Origin of the sequence: Vibrio inusitatus (assembly GCA_024346935.1) — a bacterium.
In the GTDB taxonomy this organism is placed as follows: Bacteria; Pseudomonadota; Gammaproteobacteria; order Enterobacterales; family Vibrionaceae; genus Vibrio; species Vibrio inusitatus.
In genome coordinates this window covers 1,128,686-1,146,863 of record AP024878.1, presented here as the reverse complement: position 1 = coordinate 1,146,863, position 18,178 = coordinate 1,128,686, and the positions used below count along the sequence as shown (strand labels likewise).

The 18,178-nt window shown below is 43.9% G+C and carries 18 protein-coding genes; 4 read left to right on the top strand and 14 right to left on the bottom strand.

Annotated elements, in window-relative coordinates:
• Positions 1 to 10: 10 nt before the first annotated feature.
• The 10 genes from OCU48_RS05290 to aspS all read right to left on the bottom strand — a co-directional run bounded on the left by OCU48_RS05290 (position 11) and on the right by aspS (position 9,511).
• Positions 11 to 454 (bottom strand): ExbD/TolR family protein, encoded by a 444-nt coding sequence (locus OCU48_RS05290; protein WP_141344297.1) that lies wholly within the window; start codon positions 452 to 454, stop codon positions 11 to 13.
• A 3-nt stretch (positions 455 to 457) separates the two neighbouring features.
• Positions 458 to 1,141 carry a protein TolQ gene (gene tolQ / locus OCU48_RS05285; RefSeq protein WP_141344296.1) on the bottom strand — a complete coding sequence of 228 codons (684 nt, stop codon included), beginning with the start codon at positions 1,139 to 1,141 and terminating at the stop codon, positions 458 to 460.
• A gap of 1 nt (position 1,142) precedes the next feature.
• Positions 1,143 to 1,553: a tol-pal system-associated acyl-CoA thioesterase gene (gene ybgC / locus OCU48_RS05280; RefSeq protein WP_017027640.1), complete on the bottom strand. Its 411-nt coding sequence runs from the start codon at positions 1,551 to 1,553 to the stop codon at positions 1,143 to 1,145.
• Between the two features lie 302 nt (positions 1,554 to 1,855).
• On the bottom strand, positions 1,856 to 1,966 hold the full coding sequence (gene cydX, locus OCU48_RS05275; protein WP_141344295.1) for a cytochrome bd-I oxidase subunit CydX: 111 nt from the start codon (positions 1,964 to 1,966) through the stop codon (positions 1,856 to 1,858).
• 13 nt (positions 1,967 to 1,979) lie between these two features.
• Positions 1,980 to 3,116 (bottom strand): cytochrome d ubiquinol oxidase subunit II, encoded by a 1,137-nt coding sequence (gene cydB / locus OCU48_RS05270; RefSeq protein ID WP_141344294.1) that lies wholly within the window; start codon positions 3,114 to 3,116, stop codon positions 1,980 to 1,982.
• A 14-nt stretch (positions 3,117 to 3,130) separates the two neighbouring features.
• Positions 3,131 to 4,720 (bottom strand): cytochrome ubiquinol oxidase subunit I, encoded by a 1,590-nt coding sequence (gene cydA / locus OCU48_RS05265; protein ID WP_141344293.1) that lies wholly within the window; start codon positions 4,718 to 4,720, stop codon positions 3,131 to 3,133.
• A 342-nt stretch (positions 4,721 to 5,062) separates the two neighbouring features.
• On the bottom strand, positions 5,063 to 6,073 hold the full coding sequence (gene ruvB, locus OCU48_RS05260) for a Holliday junction branch migration DNA helicase RuvB (RefSeq protein ID WP_141344292.1): 1,011 nt from the start codon (positions 6,071 to 6,073) through the stop codon (positions 5,063 to 5,065).
• A 3-nt stretch (positions 6,074 to 6,076) separates the two neighbouring features.
• On the bottom strand, positions 6,077 to 6,691 hold the full coding sequence (gene ruvA, locus OCU48_RS05255) for a Holliday junction branch migration protein RuvA (RefSeq protein ID WP_017027645.1): 615 nt from the start codon (positions 6,689 to 6,691) through the stop codon (positions 6,077 to 6,079).
• A 451-nt stretch (positions 6,692 to 7,142) separates the two neighbouring features.
• Positions 7,143 to 7,664, bottom strand: a complete 522-nt coding sequence (gene ruvC / locus OCU48_RS05250) for a crossover junction endodeoxyribonuclease RuvC (RefSeq protein ID WP_141344291.1) — start codon at positions 7,662 to 7,664, stop codon at positions 7,143 to 7,145.
• Positions 7,665 to 7,735: 71 nt separating this feature from the next.
• Positions 7,736 to 9,511: an aspartate--tRNA ligase gene (gene aspS / locus OCU48_RS05245; RefSeq protein WP_141344290.1), complete on the bottom strand. Its 1,776-nt coding sequence runs from the start codon at positions 9,509 to 9,511 to the stop codon at positions 7,736 to 7,738.
• A gap of 267 nt (positions 9,512 to 9,778) precedes the next feature.
• On the opposite strand from aspS, the gene cmoA reads away from it, so the two are divergent.
• Both cmoA and OCU48_RS05235 read left to right on the top strand, forming a co-directional pair.
• Positions 9,779 to 10,504 (top strand): carboxy-S-adenosyl-L-methionine synthase CmoA, encoded by a 726-nt coding sequence (cmoA, locus tag OCU48_RS05240; RefSeq protein WP_141344289.1) that lies wholly within the window; start codon positions 9,779 to 9,781, stop codon positions 10,502 to 10,504.
• Positions 10,505 to 10,565: 61 nt separating this feature from the next.
• Positions 10,566 to 11,561 carry a ligand-gated ion channel gene (locus OCU48_RS05235; protein WP_141344288.1) on the top strand — a complete coding sequence of 332 codons (996 nt, stop codon included), beginning with the start codon at positions 10,566 to 10,568 and terminating at the stop codon, positions 11,559 to 11,561.
• 416 nt (positions 11,562 to 11,977) lie between these two features.
• Here OCU48_RS05235 and OCU48_RS05230 read toward each other — a convergent pair whose 3' ends face one another.
• From OCU48_RS05230 to torE, 4 genes are all read right to left on the bottom strand, one after another.
• Positions 11,978 to 12,406, bottom strand: a complete 429-nt coding sequence (locus OCU48_RS05230) for a glycine zipper domain-containing protein (RefSeq protein WP_141344287.1) — start codon at positions 12,404 to 12,406, stop codon at positions 11,978 to 11,980.
• Positions 12,407 to 12,688: 282 nt separating this feature from the next.
• Positions 12,689 to 15,154, bottom strand: a complete 2,466-nt coding sequence (gene torA, locus OCU48_RS05225; protein WP_141344286.1) for a trimethylamine-N-oxide reductase TorA — start codon at positions 15,152 to 15,154, stop codon at positions 12,689 to 12,691.
• A gap of 19 nt (positions 15,155 to 15,173) precedes the next feature.
• On the bottom strand, positions 15,174 to 16,358 hold the full coding sequence (torC, locus tag OCU48_RS05220) for a pentaheme c-type cytochrome TorC (protein ID WP_141344285.1): 1,185 nt from the start codon (positions 16,356 to 16,358) through the stop codon (positions 15,174 to 15,176).
• 42 nt (positions 16,359 to 16,400) lie between these two features.
• Positions 16,401 to 16,577: a trimethylamine N-oxide reductase system protein TorE gene (gene torE / locus OCU48_RS05215; RefSeq protein WP_141344284.1), complete on the bottom strand. Its 177-nt coding sequence runs from the start codon at positions 16,575 to 16,577 to the stop codon at positions 16,401 to 16,403.
• Between the two features lie 529 nt (positions 16,578 to 17,106).
• Between torE and OCU48_RS05210 the strand changes: the two genes are divergently transcribed.
• Positions 17,107 to 17,340 carry a TIGR02647 family protein gene (locus OCU48_RS05210; protein ID WP_141344283.1) on the top strand — a complete coding sequence of 78 codons (234 nt, stop codon included), beginning with the start codon at positions 17,107 to 17,109 and terminating at the stop codon, positions 17,338 to 17,340.
• A gap of 2 nt (positions 17,341 to 17,342) precedes the next feature.
• On the top strand, positions 17,343 to 18,176 hold the full coding sequence (locus tag OCU48_RS05205) for an NAD-dependent epimerase/dehydratase family protein (protein WP_141344282.1): 834 nt from the start codon (positions 17,343 to 17,345) through the stop codon (positions 18,174 to 18,176).
• The last annotated feature ends 2 nt before the right edge of the window (positions 18,177 to 18,178 follow it).

Genomic DNA, 18,178 nt, shown 5'->3' with positions numbered 1-18,178 from the left:
TTATTGGAATCTATCCCTTGATATCCGTCAGCAAGCCAACCTTGGCTATACCCGCTTGTCCTAGTTCATCAAGAACCAGCACTACATCTGCATAAGGTGTGGAGGCATCACCGCCCACCGCAACAGGTGCATCGGGTGAAATAGCGCGCTCTGCTTTGACTCGAACAATCACATCTTCAATGCTCATGCCACGTTGCACTTCTTCATCATTAACGCTAAGGCCAAGTTCACCTTCAGCTGTGATTTCAATAATGATAAAGCTTGCTTCGCTGTCACCTGCAAGCTCTGACGCAGGCGTGGCGCTATGTGTTTTTGGCAACTCAACATCCACACCCTGTGTGACAAACGGCGAGGTCACCATAAAGATAATCAGCAACACTAACATTACATCAATGTAAGGAACGACGTTGATCTCTGCCGTCAGTTTGCGTTTTTTAGGTTGATAACCCGCCATTGACTAGTTCCTATCACTCATCGCTTGACGGTGCAAAATAGCATGAAACTCTTCAGAGAACGTTGCGTATGAGTGCTCTAGCTTACCAACGCGGTTGCTAAGGCGGTTATAGAACATAACTGCTGGAATTGCGGCGAATAGACCCATAGCCGTCGCAATCAAGGCCTCTGCAATACCTGGCGCCACCATCGCAAGTGTAGCTTGCTTTACCTGACCCAATGCAATGAAGGCATGCATAATACCCCATACCGTACCAAACAGACCGATATACGGACTGATAGAGCCGACCGTGGCCAAAAATGGCAGATTCGTCTCTAAGTTGTCGACTTCTCTTGCCACCGATACTCGCATCGCTCGTCCAGTGCCTTCCATAATGAAGTCAGGAGAGCCTGCGTTGGTGCGGCGTAGACGAGCAAACTCAGTAAAGCCTGAATAGAAAATTTCTTCTATGCCTGATAGGCGATCTTTACGCGCTTTTACTTCTTGATATAACTTGCCCAGATCTTTACCTGACCAAAATTTATCTTCAAAACGCTCAGTATGAGCATAGGCCTCGGAGATAACCTTACTGCGACTTATGATCATCGCCCATGAGGCTACCGACATGCCAACCAAAGTGAGCATCACCAGTTGAACTAATAGGCTTGCCTCTAGGATAAGATCAATAAAATTGATTTCTGCGGACACTTTACGATAACTCCGTGATCATGAAACTGGGTATGGCCTGAGGCCTCATATTGGCGGTATTAATACATGCTACCTTAACCATAGCTTTGCACAATACTCTGCCTTCTAGATTGACTATCTCCTGACAAAAATCGAGAGATACGCGCTTTAATTGAGCAATATGTGTTTGGACCGTCAATTCTTGGTCGAGTTTCGCACCTTGCAAAAAATCGATATCCATATGGCGAACCACAAAACCTAAATTCTCTTGCAACAATACCTCTTGTGACACTCCAATGCTTCTAAGCATTTCCGTTCGTGCACGTTCGAAGTACTTCAAATAATTAGAATGATAAACAATACCACCCGCATCCGTATCTTCGTAATAGATTCGTATTGGCCAAGTGAACGGTGCTTTATCGGTAGACGACATGCCCTAGGTCCCTGATTTCTTTGCCTGTAATATACACAATGTATCTTTTTATTTTTTATGCAACACGTTTTTTTTGATGGATGCACCGCTTTCGTGAGCTAAGTGGTTAAAATTTAACTAATATCGCAATGTTTGGATACATTTTTGGCGGTTTGGCTGGTGATCGATCTGGGTTTGTGCGAACTAAGGTCCTGACTTTTGTCAGGATGACGTTTATCACCTTTAACATAGATAGAACAAATCCCTTATAAAAAAGGCCAGCGCTGTAAATCAGCTCTGGCCTTATTGAATGTCAGTTAAGCTTAGTCTTGCTTATCTTCATCCATCATTTCTGTGTGCTCTAGCCATAGAGCATTGATAATGCCAAAAGCACAAGCTAGCAACACACCCAAAATCCAAGCGAAATACCACATATCTTGCCCCTTCTTAGTAAAGTGAATTCTTATTTTCTTCGATGAACTTGTCATCTAAACGACCGAACATCTTGTAATAAGTCCAGCTGGTGTAAGCCAAGATCACTGGAACCATCACGAAGGCCACTGCCGTCATGAGATTAAGGGTCAATTCGCTAGAGGTTGAATCCCACATTGTTAAGCTGTGTGCCGGATTAAGGCTTGATGGCATAACGAATGGGAACATCGCTAGTCCCGCAGTAAAAATAACGCCAGCATTGCCCAAGCTTGAGAATAAGAATGCAAAACCACCCTTCTCTGCACGAGATGCAAGTAGTGCTAACAATGGCATAGCCACGCCAAGTGCTGGCGCTATCCAAAATGCAGGGTACTCAGCAAAATTCTTCATCCAAGCACCAGCCTCTACTACTACTTCTTTTGTAAGAGGGTTCGAAGCGCCATTGTGGTCCATTTGACTCGTAATGACGTAGCCGTCCATGCCTTGAACCCAAAAACCGCCAACAACAAACAGCACTGCAGTCGCAATACCCGCTAATTGAGCCAAGTTACGAGCACGCACATGAATGTCCGATGTGGTTTTCATCTGTAGCCATGTCGCGCCTTGCAGTAGTATCATCGATAAGCTGACTAGACCACATAGCAATGCAAATGGATTTAGTAGCCCGAAGAAGCTGCCGTGATAGCTAGACATCATGAACTCATTCAGCTGGAATGGTACGCCCTGCAATAGGTTACCAAAAGCGACACCGAAGATTATCGGTGGTACAAAACCACTGATAGAGATACAGATATCCCAAGTCTTACGCCATTTTGGTTCTTCAATCTTAGAACGATAATCCAAGCCAATTGGGCGAAGCCACAATGCAGCAAGAGCCACAATCATCGCGAAATAAAAGCCAGAGAACGACGTTGCGTACACTAGAGGCCATGCTGCAAACAAAGCACCACCCGCTGTAATTAACCATACTTGGTTGCCATCCCAATGGGGAGCAATAGAGTTGATCATTACACGACGTTCGGTATCAGTTTTGCCTAAGATAGGCACAACCGCACATACGCCCATATCAAAGCCATCAGTCACTGCAAATCCGACGAATAAAACGCCGATCAGCACCCACCATATAAGTCTTAAAACTTCGTAATCAAACATAATTACACTCCCTATTATGCGTCAACTTGACGACCGATTTTTGCTTTCGCTTCATCGTCGTTGTTTTGTTCAAAGTGGTAGCGGCCTGTTTTCAGACTGCTCGGTCCCTTACGTGCAAATTTCACCATTAGATAAACTTCTGCAATCAGGAACACAGTGTAAAGTGCCAGAATTGCTGCTAGTGACGCCCATAGCTGACCCATGGTTAATGCTGATGCTGCTACGTGTACAGGCAAGATCTCACCTACAGCCCATGGCTGACGACCAAATTCGGCAACAAACCAGCCTGCTTCAATAGCAATCCACGGAAGTGGCATACTAAATAGCGCAGCTTTAAGTAACCAAGGTTTTTGTTCAATCTTTTGACGACAAGTTTGGTAGAACGCCATACCGAAGACAAACAGCATAATGAAGCCACACGCAACCATGATGCGGAACGACCAGAATAGAGGCCAAACTGTCGGGATAGAGTCATCAGCTGCAGCTTGAATTTGCGTTTCTGTTGCATCAACGACATTGTCGGTATAACGCTTAAGAAGTAAGCCATAACCAAGGTCGTCTTTCACTTCATCAAAAGCGGCCACATTGGCATCAGACTTGTCACCTGCGCGAAGCTTTTCAAGAAGATCGTAAGCATACATACCGTTACGGATACGATCGACGTGCTCTTCACGAAGATCACGAAGACCCGTTACTTGCTTATCAATAGAACGCGTGGCGATAATACCCATGACATAAGGGATCTTAATCGCGTAGTCCGTTTCCATAGTCTCTTGATTTGGAATACCAAATGCGGTGAAGGCAGCAGGTGCTGGCTCGGTATGCCATTCAGCTTCAATCGCGGCAAGCTTAACTTTCTGTACATCACCAAGCTCATAGCCTGACTCATCGCCAAGAACGATAACAGATAGAATTGCAGCCATACCAAAAGAGGCAGCGATAGCAAATGAACGACGCGCGAAAGCCACATCTCGTCCCTTCAATAGGTAGTATGAACTAATACCAAGAACGAACATTGCGCCAGTTGTATAACCAGATGCGACGGTGTGAACGAATTTCACCTGAGCAACAGGGTTAAAGACAACCTCAGAGAAGCTCACCATCTCCATTCGCATAGTTTCAAAGTTAAACTCAGCGCCCACAGGGTGTTGCATCCACCCATTTGCGATAAGGATCCACAATGCAGAGAAGTTAGAACCCAACGCAACTAGCCAAGTTACCGCCAAGTGTTGACGCTTAGACAGTCTGTCCCAACCAAAGAAGAATAAACCAACAAAAGTAGATTCTAAGAAGAAGGCGACCAAGGCTTCAATGGCAAGAGGAGCACCAAAGATATCGCCTACATAGTGAGAATAGTAAGACCAGTTTGTTCCGAACTGGAACTCCATGGTAAGGCCTGTTGCTACACCTAGAGCGAAGTTAATACCGAATAACTTACCCCAGAACTTGGTCATATCTTTATAAATCTGCTTGCCTGTCATCACGTAAACGGATTCCATAATCGCAAGCAAGAAAGCAAGACCTAAAGTTAATGGTACAAACAGGAAGTGGTACATTGCTGTCAACGCGAATTGCAATCGCGACAGATCAACGACATCTATCATAAGAACTCCTTGGGTGTCTTCCTAGACACTGGCTCAACCTAAAGCGCAAAGTTAAAAATTAACAGGAGCTGTTAAATAACTGTATTAATCGTTAATTCCCTGAAAACTAACAGTTAAGCAGTTGTTAAGCATCCTCTAATATATCTGTGGGTTATATTATCGGTTTAATTTGTTGGTTTCAAAGGCTTTATTTCAGAAAGTTTCCTTGATTTGAATCAAGAATAATGAATTGAGACAGGTCTTTTATTGAACAAAAGGAGAGTGATATGTAACCAAAGTTAAAGGTTTTACGAGATTATTGTCAGACAAATAAAAGGGGCATTACACCCCCATAACTATTCATCAATCTTTTAGATCAAATCCAAAATGTAAGTAGGCACGGTCTGTAACAATTCGGCCTCTAGGCGTTCTTTGTAGGTAACCTTGTTGAATTAAATAAGGTTCAAGTACATCTTCAATCGTATCTTTTTCTTCACCGATAGCAGCGGCCATATTATCGAGACCTACAGGACCACCGTTAAACTTCTCTATAATAGCCAGCAGTAATTTACGGTCCATATAGTCAAAGCCAAGGCTATCGACATCTAACATGTCCAAGGCTTTATCCGCGATATCTGAATCTATGTGGCCATCCCCCTTCACTTCTGCGTAGTCTCGTACACGCCTCAGTAAACGGTTAGCAATACGCGGAGTACCACGAGCACGTCTTGCCACTTCTAGAGCGCCCTCTTCTTCCATCGACAGGTTCAAGCAATCAGCACTGCGCTGAACAATGTGTTGCAAATCGTCAATCTTGTAATACTCAAGACGCTGCGTAATACCAAAACGGTCACGCAGTGGCGAGGTTAATGAACCTGCTCGTGTGGTTGCGCCGATCAACGTAAAGGGTGGTAGGTCAATCTTGATAGAGCGTGCCGCTGGGCCCTCGCCTATCATGATATCTAATTGATAATCTTCCATCGCAGGATAGAGAACCTCTTCGACCATAGGACTCAAACGGTGTATTTCATCAATGAACAACACATCGTTTTCTTCTAGGTTAGTAAGAAGTGCCGCCAAATCACCAGCTTTTTCTAATACGGGCCCAGAAGTAGTGCGAATGTTAACGCCCATTTCATTGGCAACAATATTAGCCAGTGTGGTTTTACCCAAACCAGGAGGACCGAAGATAAGCAAGTGATCCAAAGCTTCATTGCGCATTTGAGCGGCTTTGATGAAAATCTCCATCTGACCACGCACATGGTCTTGGCCTCGATAATCTTCAAGTTTCTTCGGACGAATAGCACGATCTATCGCTTCTTCATCTCTAAAAGTAGGGTTTTCCGGTGCAATGAGTCGGTCAGCTTCAATCATCGGTTACACCATCGCTCGTAGAGCTTCTTTGATCAGGGACTCGCTAGTCATATCGGGTTTGGCAATCTGAGAAATTGCTTTTGACGCCAGTTGCGGTTTGTAACCCAATGCTAATAGCGCACTTACCGCTTCATCAATGGCGCTTTCATCACTAGAAAGCCCTTTATCCATTGGCGCGGCATCCGTAGCAGGAGTAAAGAGATCTCCTGCACCCCAACCTTTAAGACGATCTTTCATCTCCACGACTAAGCGTTCGGCTGTTTTCTTACCAACACCTGGTAGTTTAACTAACGTAGAGATATCTTCATTTTCAACACAGCTAACAAATTGACCCGCTGTCATACCCGATAAAATACCTAGGCCTAGTTTAGGACCCACGCCATTGGCTTTAATAACCTCGCGGAATAGAGCACGCTCATTGACGCTATTGAAACCATACAAAAGCTGCGCGTCTTCTCGCACCACGAAGTGAGTATAAATAATCGCTTCTTGACCAATTTCAGGTAGCTCATAAAAACAACTCATCGGCATCTGTACTTCGTAACCAATCCCACCCACTTCAATCAATAGTTCTGGGGGCTGTTTTTCGATAAGGGTTCCACGTAAGCGTCCAATCACTGTTTATTTCCAATCACTGTTTACAATGTTATTGATGATAATAAATAACTGGACGGATAGCCAGTACTCCGGATAAATAGCCAAGCTAGTATTGAGAAGTGTGAAGATGTCTATATATAAAGATTGCCGATTAAAGACTTCGGCAATGACGGTGTTTAGGTGAAGGCTGATAGTTGTAAAAATGTCATTCCCGCATGCTGTTAGCGGGAATCTTGAGACGTACTAAGTGAAAGATTGCCGATAAAAGACCTCGGCAATGACGGCGGTTGGGTGAAAACTGATAGCTGATAGCTGATAGCTGATAGCTGCAAAATGTCATTCCCGCATGCTATTAGCAGGAATCTTGGGACGTACTAAATGAAAGATTGCCGATAAAAGACCTCGGCAATGACGGCGGTTGGGTGAAGGATGAAAACTGACAGCTTATAGCTTAAAGCAGTCAGCTATCTAGCTAACGATATCGTCCACGGCGTGCTGAGGTAGCCCTGCCTGCGAGCGCCACCAGCGTTTTATTGGTGTTGGCATGGCATATCGCTACGCCTAGTGCATCGGCAGCATCGGCCTGAGGTTTTGCTGGCAACTTAAGCATTTGTTGAACCATGTGTTGTACTTGCGCTTTGTCTGCACCGCCGGTGCCTACTACTGCTTGCTTGATAAGCCTAGCCGCGTACTCATACACTTCTAAATCAGCATTCACTGCGGCAACAATAGCACTGCCTCTCGCTTGTCCTAGTTTTAATGCAGAGTCAGCATTTTTCGACATAAAGACTTGCTCGATAGCAAATACGTCAGGCTGAAACTGAGTGATGATTTCACTCACACCTGCATAAATTTGTTTTAGCCTGCCTGGCAGTTCTTTTTCTGACATGCGAATACAACCACTGCCGAGATAATATAGATGTCTGCCATTTTGACGAATAACCCCATATCCGGTGATTCTAGAGCCTGGGTCTATTCCTAAAATAATCGTCATTGATGTTTTCTATCCCTCAAACAAAAACTCCCGCGATATAAGCGGGAGTTTAGACTAGTTAGACACGAATGTTATTCGCTTTCTTTCTTCGCAATATTCACTGCAATAGAAAGCTCTTCTAGCGCAGCTGGGTTTGCAAGGCTAGGCGCGTCTGTTAGTAGACAAGATGCATTGGTCGTTTTAGGGAATGCAATTACGTCACGGATATTCTCTGTGCCACATAGCAGCATCACTAGACGGTCAAGGCCGAATGCTAAACCAGCATGTGGAGGCGTACCGTACTTAAGTGCTTCTAACAAGAAACCAAACTTAAGTTGCTGCTCTTTTGCATCAATACCTAGGATGTCAAACACTGCTGCTTGCATCTCTGCATTATGAATACGTACAGAACCACCACCAACTTCATAGCCGTTAATAACCATGTCGTATGCATTAGAGTTTGCCGCTGCAGGGTTCGCTTTTAGCTCCTCTGCTGTTACACCAAGAGGAGATGTGAACGGGTGGTGCATCGCGTGCAGGTTACCTTCACCATCTTCTTCAAACATTGGGAAATCAACAACCCAAAGTGGTTTCCACGCTGCTAGATCTGTCAGCTCTAAATCCGCACCTACTTTAAGACGCAGTGCGCCCATCGCTTCTGAAACTACATTAGCTTTATCAGCGCCAAATAGGATGATATCGCCACTTTCAGCGCCTGTGCGCTCAAGAATACCGTTAATAACGTCTTCGTTTAGGAATTTAGCTACTGGAGATTGGATACCTTCCATGCCTGCTGCACGGTCGTTCACCTTCATCCATGCCAAACCTTTCGCACCATAGATACCAACAAACTCTGCGTAGCCATCGATTTGCTTACGAGTTAGCTTAGCGCCACCTGGTACACGAAGTACTGCTACACGACCTTTCTCATCGTTTGCAGGACCAGCAAATACCTTAAATTCTACATCTTTAAGAATATCAGCAACATCAACCAGCTCAAGAGGGTTACGTAGATCTGGTTTATCAGAACCAAAGCGACGAATTGCCTCTGCAAATGGCATGACAGGGAACTCACCAAGATCAACGTTCAGTAGTTCTTGCCACATGTCGTGAACCATTTTCTCTGTGGTTGCACGCACTTGGTCTGCTGACATGAATGAAGTTTCAATATCAATCTGAGTAAATTCAGGTTGACGGTCTGCACGCAAGTCTTCGTCACGGAAACATTTAACGATTTGGTAGTAACGATCAAAGCCAGACATCATCAGAAGCTGTTTGAACAACTGAGGAGACTGAGGAAGTGCGTAGAAGCTGCCTTTGTGAACACGACTTGGTACCAAGTAATCACGAGCACCTTCAGGGGTTGCTTTAGTCAAAACTGGGGTTTCGATATCTAGGAAGTCGTTGTCATCTAGGAAACGACGAACAAAGCTTGACGCTTTTGCACGTAGTTTAATACGATCGCTCATTTCAGGACGACGCAGATCAATGTAACGATATTTTAGGCGTTGTTCTTCAGAGTTTTTTTGGTTGAAATCCAGTGGCAACACATCTGAACGGTTGATGATTTCTAGACCTTTAGCGATGATTTCTACTTCACCAGTCGCCATATCTTTGTTTACTTGGCTGTCAGGACGAACACGAACTTCACCAGTCAGTTTAATGCAGAATTCGTTACGTAATTCGTTTGCCACTGCATATGCTTCTGCCATATCTGGGTCAACAACTACTTGAACGATACCTTCACGATCTCGCATATCGATAAAAATAAGACCGCCTAGATCACGGCGACGGTTTACCCAACCGCAAAGTTCTACAGTTTGTCCTGCTAGGGACTTGTTCAGTTGACCACAATAATGGCTACGCATATTGAATTTCCCGACTCTTTTTTAATAACTAATAAGGTTCTATCGAGACTAAAAGATCTCGACGCAATTAACCGATATTTATACTCGGAAATGGCCTTAAAATCGACAGTCAAAGCAACTTTTTATGCATGAAAGGTTGGCTTTGCTCTGTTTTTGAGCAAACAAAGGAGAAAACAACAAGCTTAAACGCAATTGAGCTAGATTAATGACAGCTCGGTGCCTTTTCTCTAAACTTACACTTGTCATTACTTACACACCTAGATTCCAATGAGCACAGATAAGATTTTTTCCGCTCCAATCGAAAAGATTGGCGACTTTACCTTCGATGAACGCGTAGCAGAAGTGTTCCCAGATATGATTCAGCGTTCTGTACCTGGATATAGCAATATCATCTCGGCTATTGGCATGTTAGCTGAGCGATTTGCTACAGAAGAGTCGAATCTATATGACCTTGGCTGCTCTCTTGGAGCCGCTACCTTATCTATGCGTCGCAACATCACTGCAGATAACTGCAAAATCATTGCGGTAGATAACTCTTCAGCAATGGTAGAACGCTGTAAACTACACATCAACGCCTATAAAGCGAAGACTCCGGTTGATGTTCGCGAAGCTGATATCCGTGAAATCATGATTGAAAACGCCTCTGTTGTGGTATTGAACTTCACACTACAATTTTTATCTCCAGATGACCGTCAGACACTTCTTGAAAAAATCTATAAAGGATTGTTACCAGGTGGCATTCTGATCCTTTCTGAAAAGTTCATCTTTGAGGATAACACCTCACATGAACTTCTTATCGATTTGCATCACGACTTTAAACGCGCCAATGGATACAGTGAGCTGGAAATTAGCCAGAAACGAAGCGCCATCGAGAACGTGATGCTCCCTGATAAGATTGATACTCATAAACAAAGATTTGCTGACATTGGCTTTAGTAGCAGTGAGGTTTGGTTTCAATGCTTTAACTTCGGTTCCATGTTCGCTATCAAGTAAATCCGACGTTACACGGTAATCGCTCTATAATTTGAAGATCAAGTTGATGGAGCGACTGCCGATGCGAACAATTGGAATTTTAATATTAACGCTATTTTTTTTAGTCCCTACCACACTCGCCTCTAAGGGTTTACCGCCTGGTGATCTCCCTTTAAAAATTAATACTGCCCTATTTGTTGCTGACGTAGATGGTATTGATACTTCATCACAGAGCTTTGATATTCGTCTTTTCTATCGCTTAAGTTGGAAAGATAGTCGTGAAGCGCACCCTGGCCCAGAGCCGATTACAAAAGACTTAGATGAGGTTTGGCACCCTCAGTTCCAGATTGTAAGTCAGCAAAAGATCTTCTTTCACAACAAAGACAGCGTTTCTATTACTCCTGAAGGGCAAGTATCATTCTTGGTGGCTAGTTGGGGAAGTTATTCGCAAGCAATGCACTTAAACCGTTTCCCATTTGATATACAGGACTTCAACTTTCATTTGGTTGCCCCTGGATATAATCCGAATGAAATTGAAATGGTCGATATACAAGAATTCTCTGGCATCGCGAGCAGTTTATCCCTTGCTGACTGGCGTATCCTAGATTGGTTTGCTGAAACGAAAGCCTATCGTCCTTATCAAAATGACACCATCAATGTCGCAGGTATCAATTACGGCTTTACTGCAGAAAGACTCAGTAGTTACTACATTCTAAAGATGATCTTGCCATTAGCACTGATTGTCGCAATGTCTTGGGCAGTATTTTGGATGGACCCGCTTAACGTTGCGAGCAATGTGGGTATTGCTATAACGTCGATGTTGACTTTAATAGCGTACCGATTTTCTGCCGATACCATTTTACCCCGTCTGCCTTATTTAACTAGCCTAGACTATTTTATTTTGGCATCGACTATCTTGGTGTTCGCAAGCTTATTGCAGTGTATTGCAACATCTGCACTAGCCAAGGATGGTAAATTAGAGCTTGCCCATAGATTAGATATCATTTCGAGAATTGTCTTCCCTGCCCTATTTTTCATAGTGGCACTAGAAACCTTAGTGTTTAGATTCTTTATCTAATTTCAACATATGATTACAGGTGCATTTAAATTAAACGCTGAAAATATGCACGGGCACACATATGCAAAAGTCTAATTTTCTTTGCATTATGAAAATGCAATTTGCAAATATAGTTAAACTTTAAAGTTTAATCTTTAAATAACAAAGACTTAATAATTAATCCAGAAAGTTGGCACGCATAGTGCATTAGCTATAGTGATCCTTTTAAGCCAAGGATCACCTAGCCAACTGACGTTGTTAGTGAACGTAGTTTTTTGTTCACAAGAATACAAGCCGATCGCACGTTTTTTCGTGGTCGGCTTTTTTTTTGCCTGTCATTTAACCTCATAAATAGCAGAGACAAAAAAGCCACCAAACTTAAGTTGGTGGCCATAGACTAAAGACTATTTTCTTTAACAAACCGTTAGCTCAAAGCACTAGCTCGCCGGCAATTGCTCCACTTCATCGTGATCGGCTAACTCTGCGTCCTCGTATTCGGCTAGCTTCGCCTCTAGCTCTTTGATTCGAATTTCAGCTTCTAGCTCAGCAAGACGCTTTTCTGCATCGCTACGGTTGTCCTGACTGATACCATCAGCAAGCACCTGGTTTTGGTCTGCTGAACGAGAGTCTTCTAAGTCTTTCATAGAACCAGCAACACCACCAGTCACGCCACCAGCAACAGCTCCCATGACCGCCAGTTCCGGTTCACCAGTCAGAGCACCTAGTGTTGCCCCAACTAGAGCACCACCGGCTGCACCTCGGTTGCGAGCTGCATTTTCATTTTCAGCATCAAATGCAGGTGATGAGCACCCTACCATAACCACAATACTTAGTACGCTACTTAACTTTATTAGGCTTGTTCTCATTGTCTTTCTCATCATCAACTGAAATTGTACGCAAGATACAATCACACCTTTTGATAAAGAAATTAGTTGTTATTATTTCGGTTATAAGTACAGCAAATCATCGCATCTACACCTCATTAGTAAAAGCATAAAAAAACCACCGAGTTTAAGCGGTGGTTTTAGATTACAGCTTAAATGTTCAGCCGAACACTTATCGTCGTCCCCGAGTGCTTTTATCGGGGACCTTTTATTAAACAAGATGCTCGATTAATGCACTCGGGCATGACGAGAGCCAAAAGAAGCTTAAGAAACCTCTAGTGGTCCACCAAAGGCAGTAACCGGAGGTACTTCACCCTTGAATTTCTCAATATTCACCAAACAAGTATTGGCTGATGTAGCTTGCGCCAACTCTGATGAAGGAATGTCTTGAGTTAGAGTGTTTGGATCGCCATAGGTATCTATTGCGCCTATTTTCTCGTTGAGAGGTCCATACCATGCACCCTCTTCAATTCGAATCACACCTTCAGGGTAGTGGTCACTCACCACGGCCCCTGCAAGAAGCTGCCCACGATCATTAAATACGCGAATCAAATCACCATCTTTAATTCCTTTGGCTTTCGCATCTTTAGGGTTTAGGTAACACGGTTCGCGCCCCTGTACCGCATACGTTGCTCGGAACTCTTCAGATTCGCACATCTGTGAGTGAAGGCGCTTGTCTGGGTGACAAGATTGCAACCAATAGGGATGTTTATCAGAGCCTGGTCCACCATGTGAGCGTTCTGACTTCTCAAACCACATAGGATGTTCTTGGCAATGCTCGTAACCATAACGCCCTATAGTACGACTGGTAATTTCGATAAAGCCCGATGGAGTACCTAAAGCACTGATCTCTGGATCTTCACGGAAATCCGCATGACGAGTCCAAGGCTTACCCTTACCGAAGTCTAAGAAGCCTTTTTCCCAGAATTCTTCAAACTCTGGAAGGTTGAACTTCGCATTAGATGCCTTACAGCCATCGTATAAACTCTTGACCCATTCCATTTCTGACATACCGCGAGTGTAATCTTTGTCTCGCCCCCAACGAGCCGTAAGCTCTGTCATGATGTCAAAGTCAGTTTTAGACTGGAACAGTGGGTCTACCAGTTTATGCATCGCAACTAGACCACGGCCTGAATACGCACCATAACCATCAATATCATTGCGCTCAAACTGGGTACAAGCGGGCAAAACGATATCTGAGAATCGACAGGTAGCAGTCCAAGCAAAGTCGATGGTCACCATGGTTTGAAGGTTCTGGAAAGCCTTCTTCATATTGTTACGATCTTGATGGTGATGCCAAGGGTTGTTACCACTGATCACCATCATTTTGTAGGCAGGGAGTGTCACTTCACTACCATTAGCTTGAATTTTTTTGCCAGGCTCCAAGAGACAATCAATCCAACGGGCAACAGGAATCACACTGCTGTAACCGTTATAGTCCTTGTTGGTGTATTTAGGCTCCTGACCCGTATCAATATTCAGCGGGTAAGAACCTGGCGCACCAAAACCTGTAGAGGAGACGCCAATACCTGAGTAATGGTGACCGTAGGATACACCACCGCCTGGCAAGCCAATTTGACCAATCATAGAGGCTAATACAGCACCCATCCAATAGGGTTGTTCACCATGCTCTTGACGCTGTATACACCAACCAAACAAGATCTGTGTGCGACCGCTCACTAGCATGCGAGCAAATTCACGAATCTTGTCTGCAGATACACCACAGATTGCCGCCGCCCATTCTGGAGTTTTTTCTACCTTATCTTTGGTTTCACCCATCATATAAGGCACAAATTCTTTGAAGCCGAGACAATACAGTTCGATAAATTTCTTATCGTACAGATCTTCGGTATACAGCGTATGCGCCATACCTAACATGAACGCCACATCAGTTTGTGGATTCACATACAAGTGTTCATTGCCAAGGTATTGCTGAGTCTTATTTTTAACCGGATCTACCGAGATCACATTGATCTCTTTCTTAGCGACTTTCTCTTTTAGTTGCTCAAGATACTCAAACGATTCATGGGTTTCACAGGTCCAACCTACTTGAAGGTTCTTCACGGGGTCATTTGCCCAGATAATGATGTTGTCACTGTTCTCTAAGATAAGCTCCCAGGAAGTACCTTGTGCATACACTTCGGTAGAACCTAGAACATAAGGTAATATGGTTTGACCAGCACCTGTAGAGTAGTCCCCTACCTTCTTAACTGAGTAACCATGCAAACCAATAGCGCGCTGCATATGGTTGTTACAGCTGTGCATTTGACCTGTTTGACGCCAACCTGTTTGGCCTGCATGCAGTGCCCAAGGACCATAATCTTTTTGAACACGTTCAAGTTCTCGATAGAAGAGGTCAAGCGCCTCATCCCAAGTCACACGAACAAAGCGGTTATTACCCCGTGTATCTGTCGCGTACTTATGTTTCTTCAGCCAATCTAAGCGAACCATTGGATAGCGAATACGCGATGGGCTGTAGATAATGCCCTTGATACCATTTAGCATCTCGGTCGGGTACTTATCCGCTTCCAGTGGTTTTATCTCTTGAACTTTACCGGCCCATACTCGAGCGCGAAAAGCGCCCCAGTGAGATCCTGACGTCTTCCATACACCTTCTGTTTCTGAGGCAGCGCTAGCAGAGCTTGAAACTAATAAACTGGGACCGATCACCGATGCCGCAGCACCTGATGCGCCTAACCCTTTCAGAAAGCTTCTTCTTGATAATGACATTTTTTCTCTCCGTCCAGAATTAGTGATGCTCATCTGAAAAATCAGATGAATGTTTCTGTAGGTATTTCAATACCAAGGCTTCACTATCAGTATCTAGGTTTACGAATGCTGACATACCATTAAACATTCCTGGCCATGCGTTAGCACTAAAGTGTGCTGGTGCTGGCTGTGTATGGCAAGTCGAGCAGTTTACGGTGTATGACTCACCCGCACGCTCCCAAATCGGCCCGTAACCTTCTACTAGTGCTTCTGGTTTCATCCAAACCGTTGCTACCACTCGACTCCATGGTAAACCGGTCAGCTCATCTTCTTTTTCTTCAAAGCTTTGCACAATAGCATCGCTTTGCGCAGCTTCTTTAAGTAGGGAACCCACTGGGATATTCATGCCAAAATCTTCTTGAATAACTCGACCAAAGCCTTTGTCTTTACGCCAGCCGCTAATTTCAACTTGCAGAGCTTTGTCAGTAACCTGAAGAACCTTAATCTGAGATGCAGGATTTAATAGACCCGCTTCAACAGAAAGGTCTTTGTCTTCGTATAGAGGAAGGTGACGAACAGACACATAAGAAGAGTCTTTAGAGTAAGAGGTTGAGTGTGCAATCTGTTCTAGCTCACCAACCATACCACCGGAAGTATCCATTTTTTCAGGCAGTTTATGAGCAATACCTTTATGACAATCCAAACAGCTTTGATCTCGCTCAGCCGCTTGCTTCATTTGAATACGAGCTGTTGGAGACATCAACTCGTAATCCATCGAATCGTAGTTGTGGCAGTTTTTACATTCCATAGATTGGTTAGCAGAAAAGCGGTCCCATTCATGGCGTGCTAGCTCAAAGCGACGTGCTTCGAACTTTTCAGGTGTATCTAAATCCCCAAAAATCTGGGCATACACTTCTTTGGAAGCCTGGATCTTACGCGCTATCTTAGCCGTCCATTCATGAGGGACGTGACAATCTGGGCAGGTTGCACGGACACCCGAATGATTTTTCCAGTGAACCGTTGTTTGAAGTTCTTCGTAAACGTTGTCACGCATGGTGTGACAGCTGATACAAAACTCTTCAGTATTGGTCGCTTCAAGTGCAGTATTAAATCCGCCCCAAAAAATAACCCCTGCTAAAAAGCCGCCCAGTGTGAGCACGCCCAAACTTATGTGCTTTGCTGGACGCCCCATCGTTTTCCATAATTTGACGATTAGTGACTTCATCTTGCTCTCGCTCTTAATTCAGTTGTCTGAGTTGCATCTAGCTTAGCCATGAACGCCAGGTGGGCCCCACACAAACACTTGAAGCATCCAGACTACAAAACCATACCCGCCCACAAATACCACGCTCAGGATTGGAAATAGAACGACTGCGATGAAAAAAAACGCTTTCCATTCAAGCGAGCGCTTTTCTTCTTCTTGGATATTATTCATATCACTCATACATATTGCCTTGATTATTGTTATTCATTCACCACAGCGATGCCACGATGAGCCAATACTAAAAACTTAGACCATATCCTTGATCTATCCAGTTGTTGCCGTTGATATTCCCTATTAAAACGAGTTATTCACAGCTTGAATAAGCCTCAGGATCACTGATGAAATGTTTAAAGTGCACAATTTGCCGAAACTCGATTTGAACATAAATGTAAATAGCTAATTTCATTTACTTTATCACGCCTAGTGATGCTTTTTTGAACACCTCTATTTTTTAAACTCTACCGCGGTTATCCACAATAATTGTGGATAAAAAGTGTAAAGTCTTGTCGGGTCTGGGCTGACAGAGAGTCAATGTTAAATTTGACTTTTTTTACGCGATAATGACAAATCTTTTAAATTTCCTTAAAAATACTCTTTAGTGATGAACAATTGAGCGAGCGTAGGATATAGATAACGTTTTTTACTGTTTGTTGTTGATTCACTGCTATTCCGGTCCTACTGTGGAAGAAAGTATCAAAAAGGAAAAAGCATGAAATTCAACCAACTATTGATCGATGAACTTAATCTACTTCTTCAATTCGATTTAAGCAGCGCTGCAACCGGTATCAAAGTACACAGTGACGCAGAAGAACATATACAACTTGCAGTCAAAAGGCTGTTCGACAAAAATTTATGTACTCTAAGTGATGGTGGTTATCTCACGGATGAAGGCATTGAAATCGCAGAGCATGCCGAAAAAGTATTGAGAGCACTTAGTCACTAAATATGACTGCTGTCTTAATTATAGGCGCAGGTTGGCTTGGCCGCCCACTAGCCAAACAACTTAGCGCCTCAAATCATACTGTTCATGTGACCAATTCTAGTCATGAGAGCATCAAAGAAAGTCTTGAGTTGGGCCTATCTGCTCACCAATTACAACTCCCTTTACCCTCCATACAGTCCCTAGCATCACTCATTAAGCAATCACAAATAGAGGTTGTTATTGGGTGCATTACGCCGGGCTTCAGACGCAGTGCGACTCCTGATTGGGACAGTTATGCCAATAACTGGCAACAAGTGTGTGAAGCGGCCAAACAAGGTGGGGCTAGCAAAGTCATAATGATTAGCTCGACCGCAGTCTACCCTTCTGAATCGAAAGATATGAAAGAGGAAGATGCCAGCCTAGAGTTGGCTGTTGGCAAAAATGAATTTTCCGATAAAAGTCGTGCTCTGTTGCAAGCTGAGCAAAGAGTCATAGATAGTGGAGTTGATTATGTGGTGATCCGCTGCAGTGGACTAGTCGATGAGATACGCCACCCTTCACGCTTTGCAACCCGACTACGCTCGGTAAGTCGCCATGCTCCTGCAAACATGTTACATAGGGTCGATGCGGTAGGTGTGATTGAGTTTGCCATGAACCATATCAAGCTGGACATCATTAACGCCTCGACGCCCAACACTTGTGATAAAGCTCAGTTTTATCAAGCGGCTATAAAATCACGAAATCTTGATGCTGTTTTACCTGAAGTTGTTGATACGCCGGATAAGCGTATTGATAGCTCGAAGTCGGTAAAGCTGGGGTATCAATATCGCTATCAGCATACGTTGGATTTGCTGTAGAG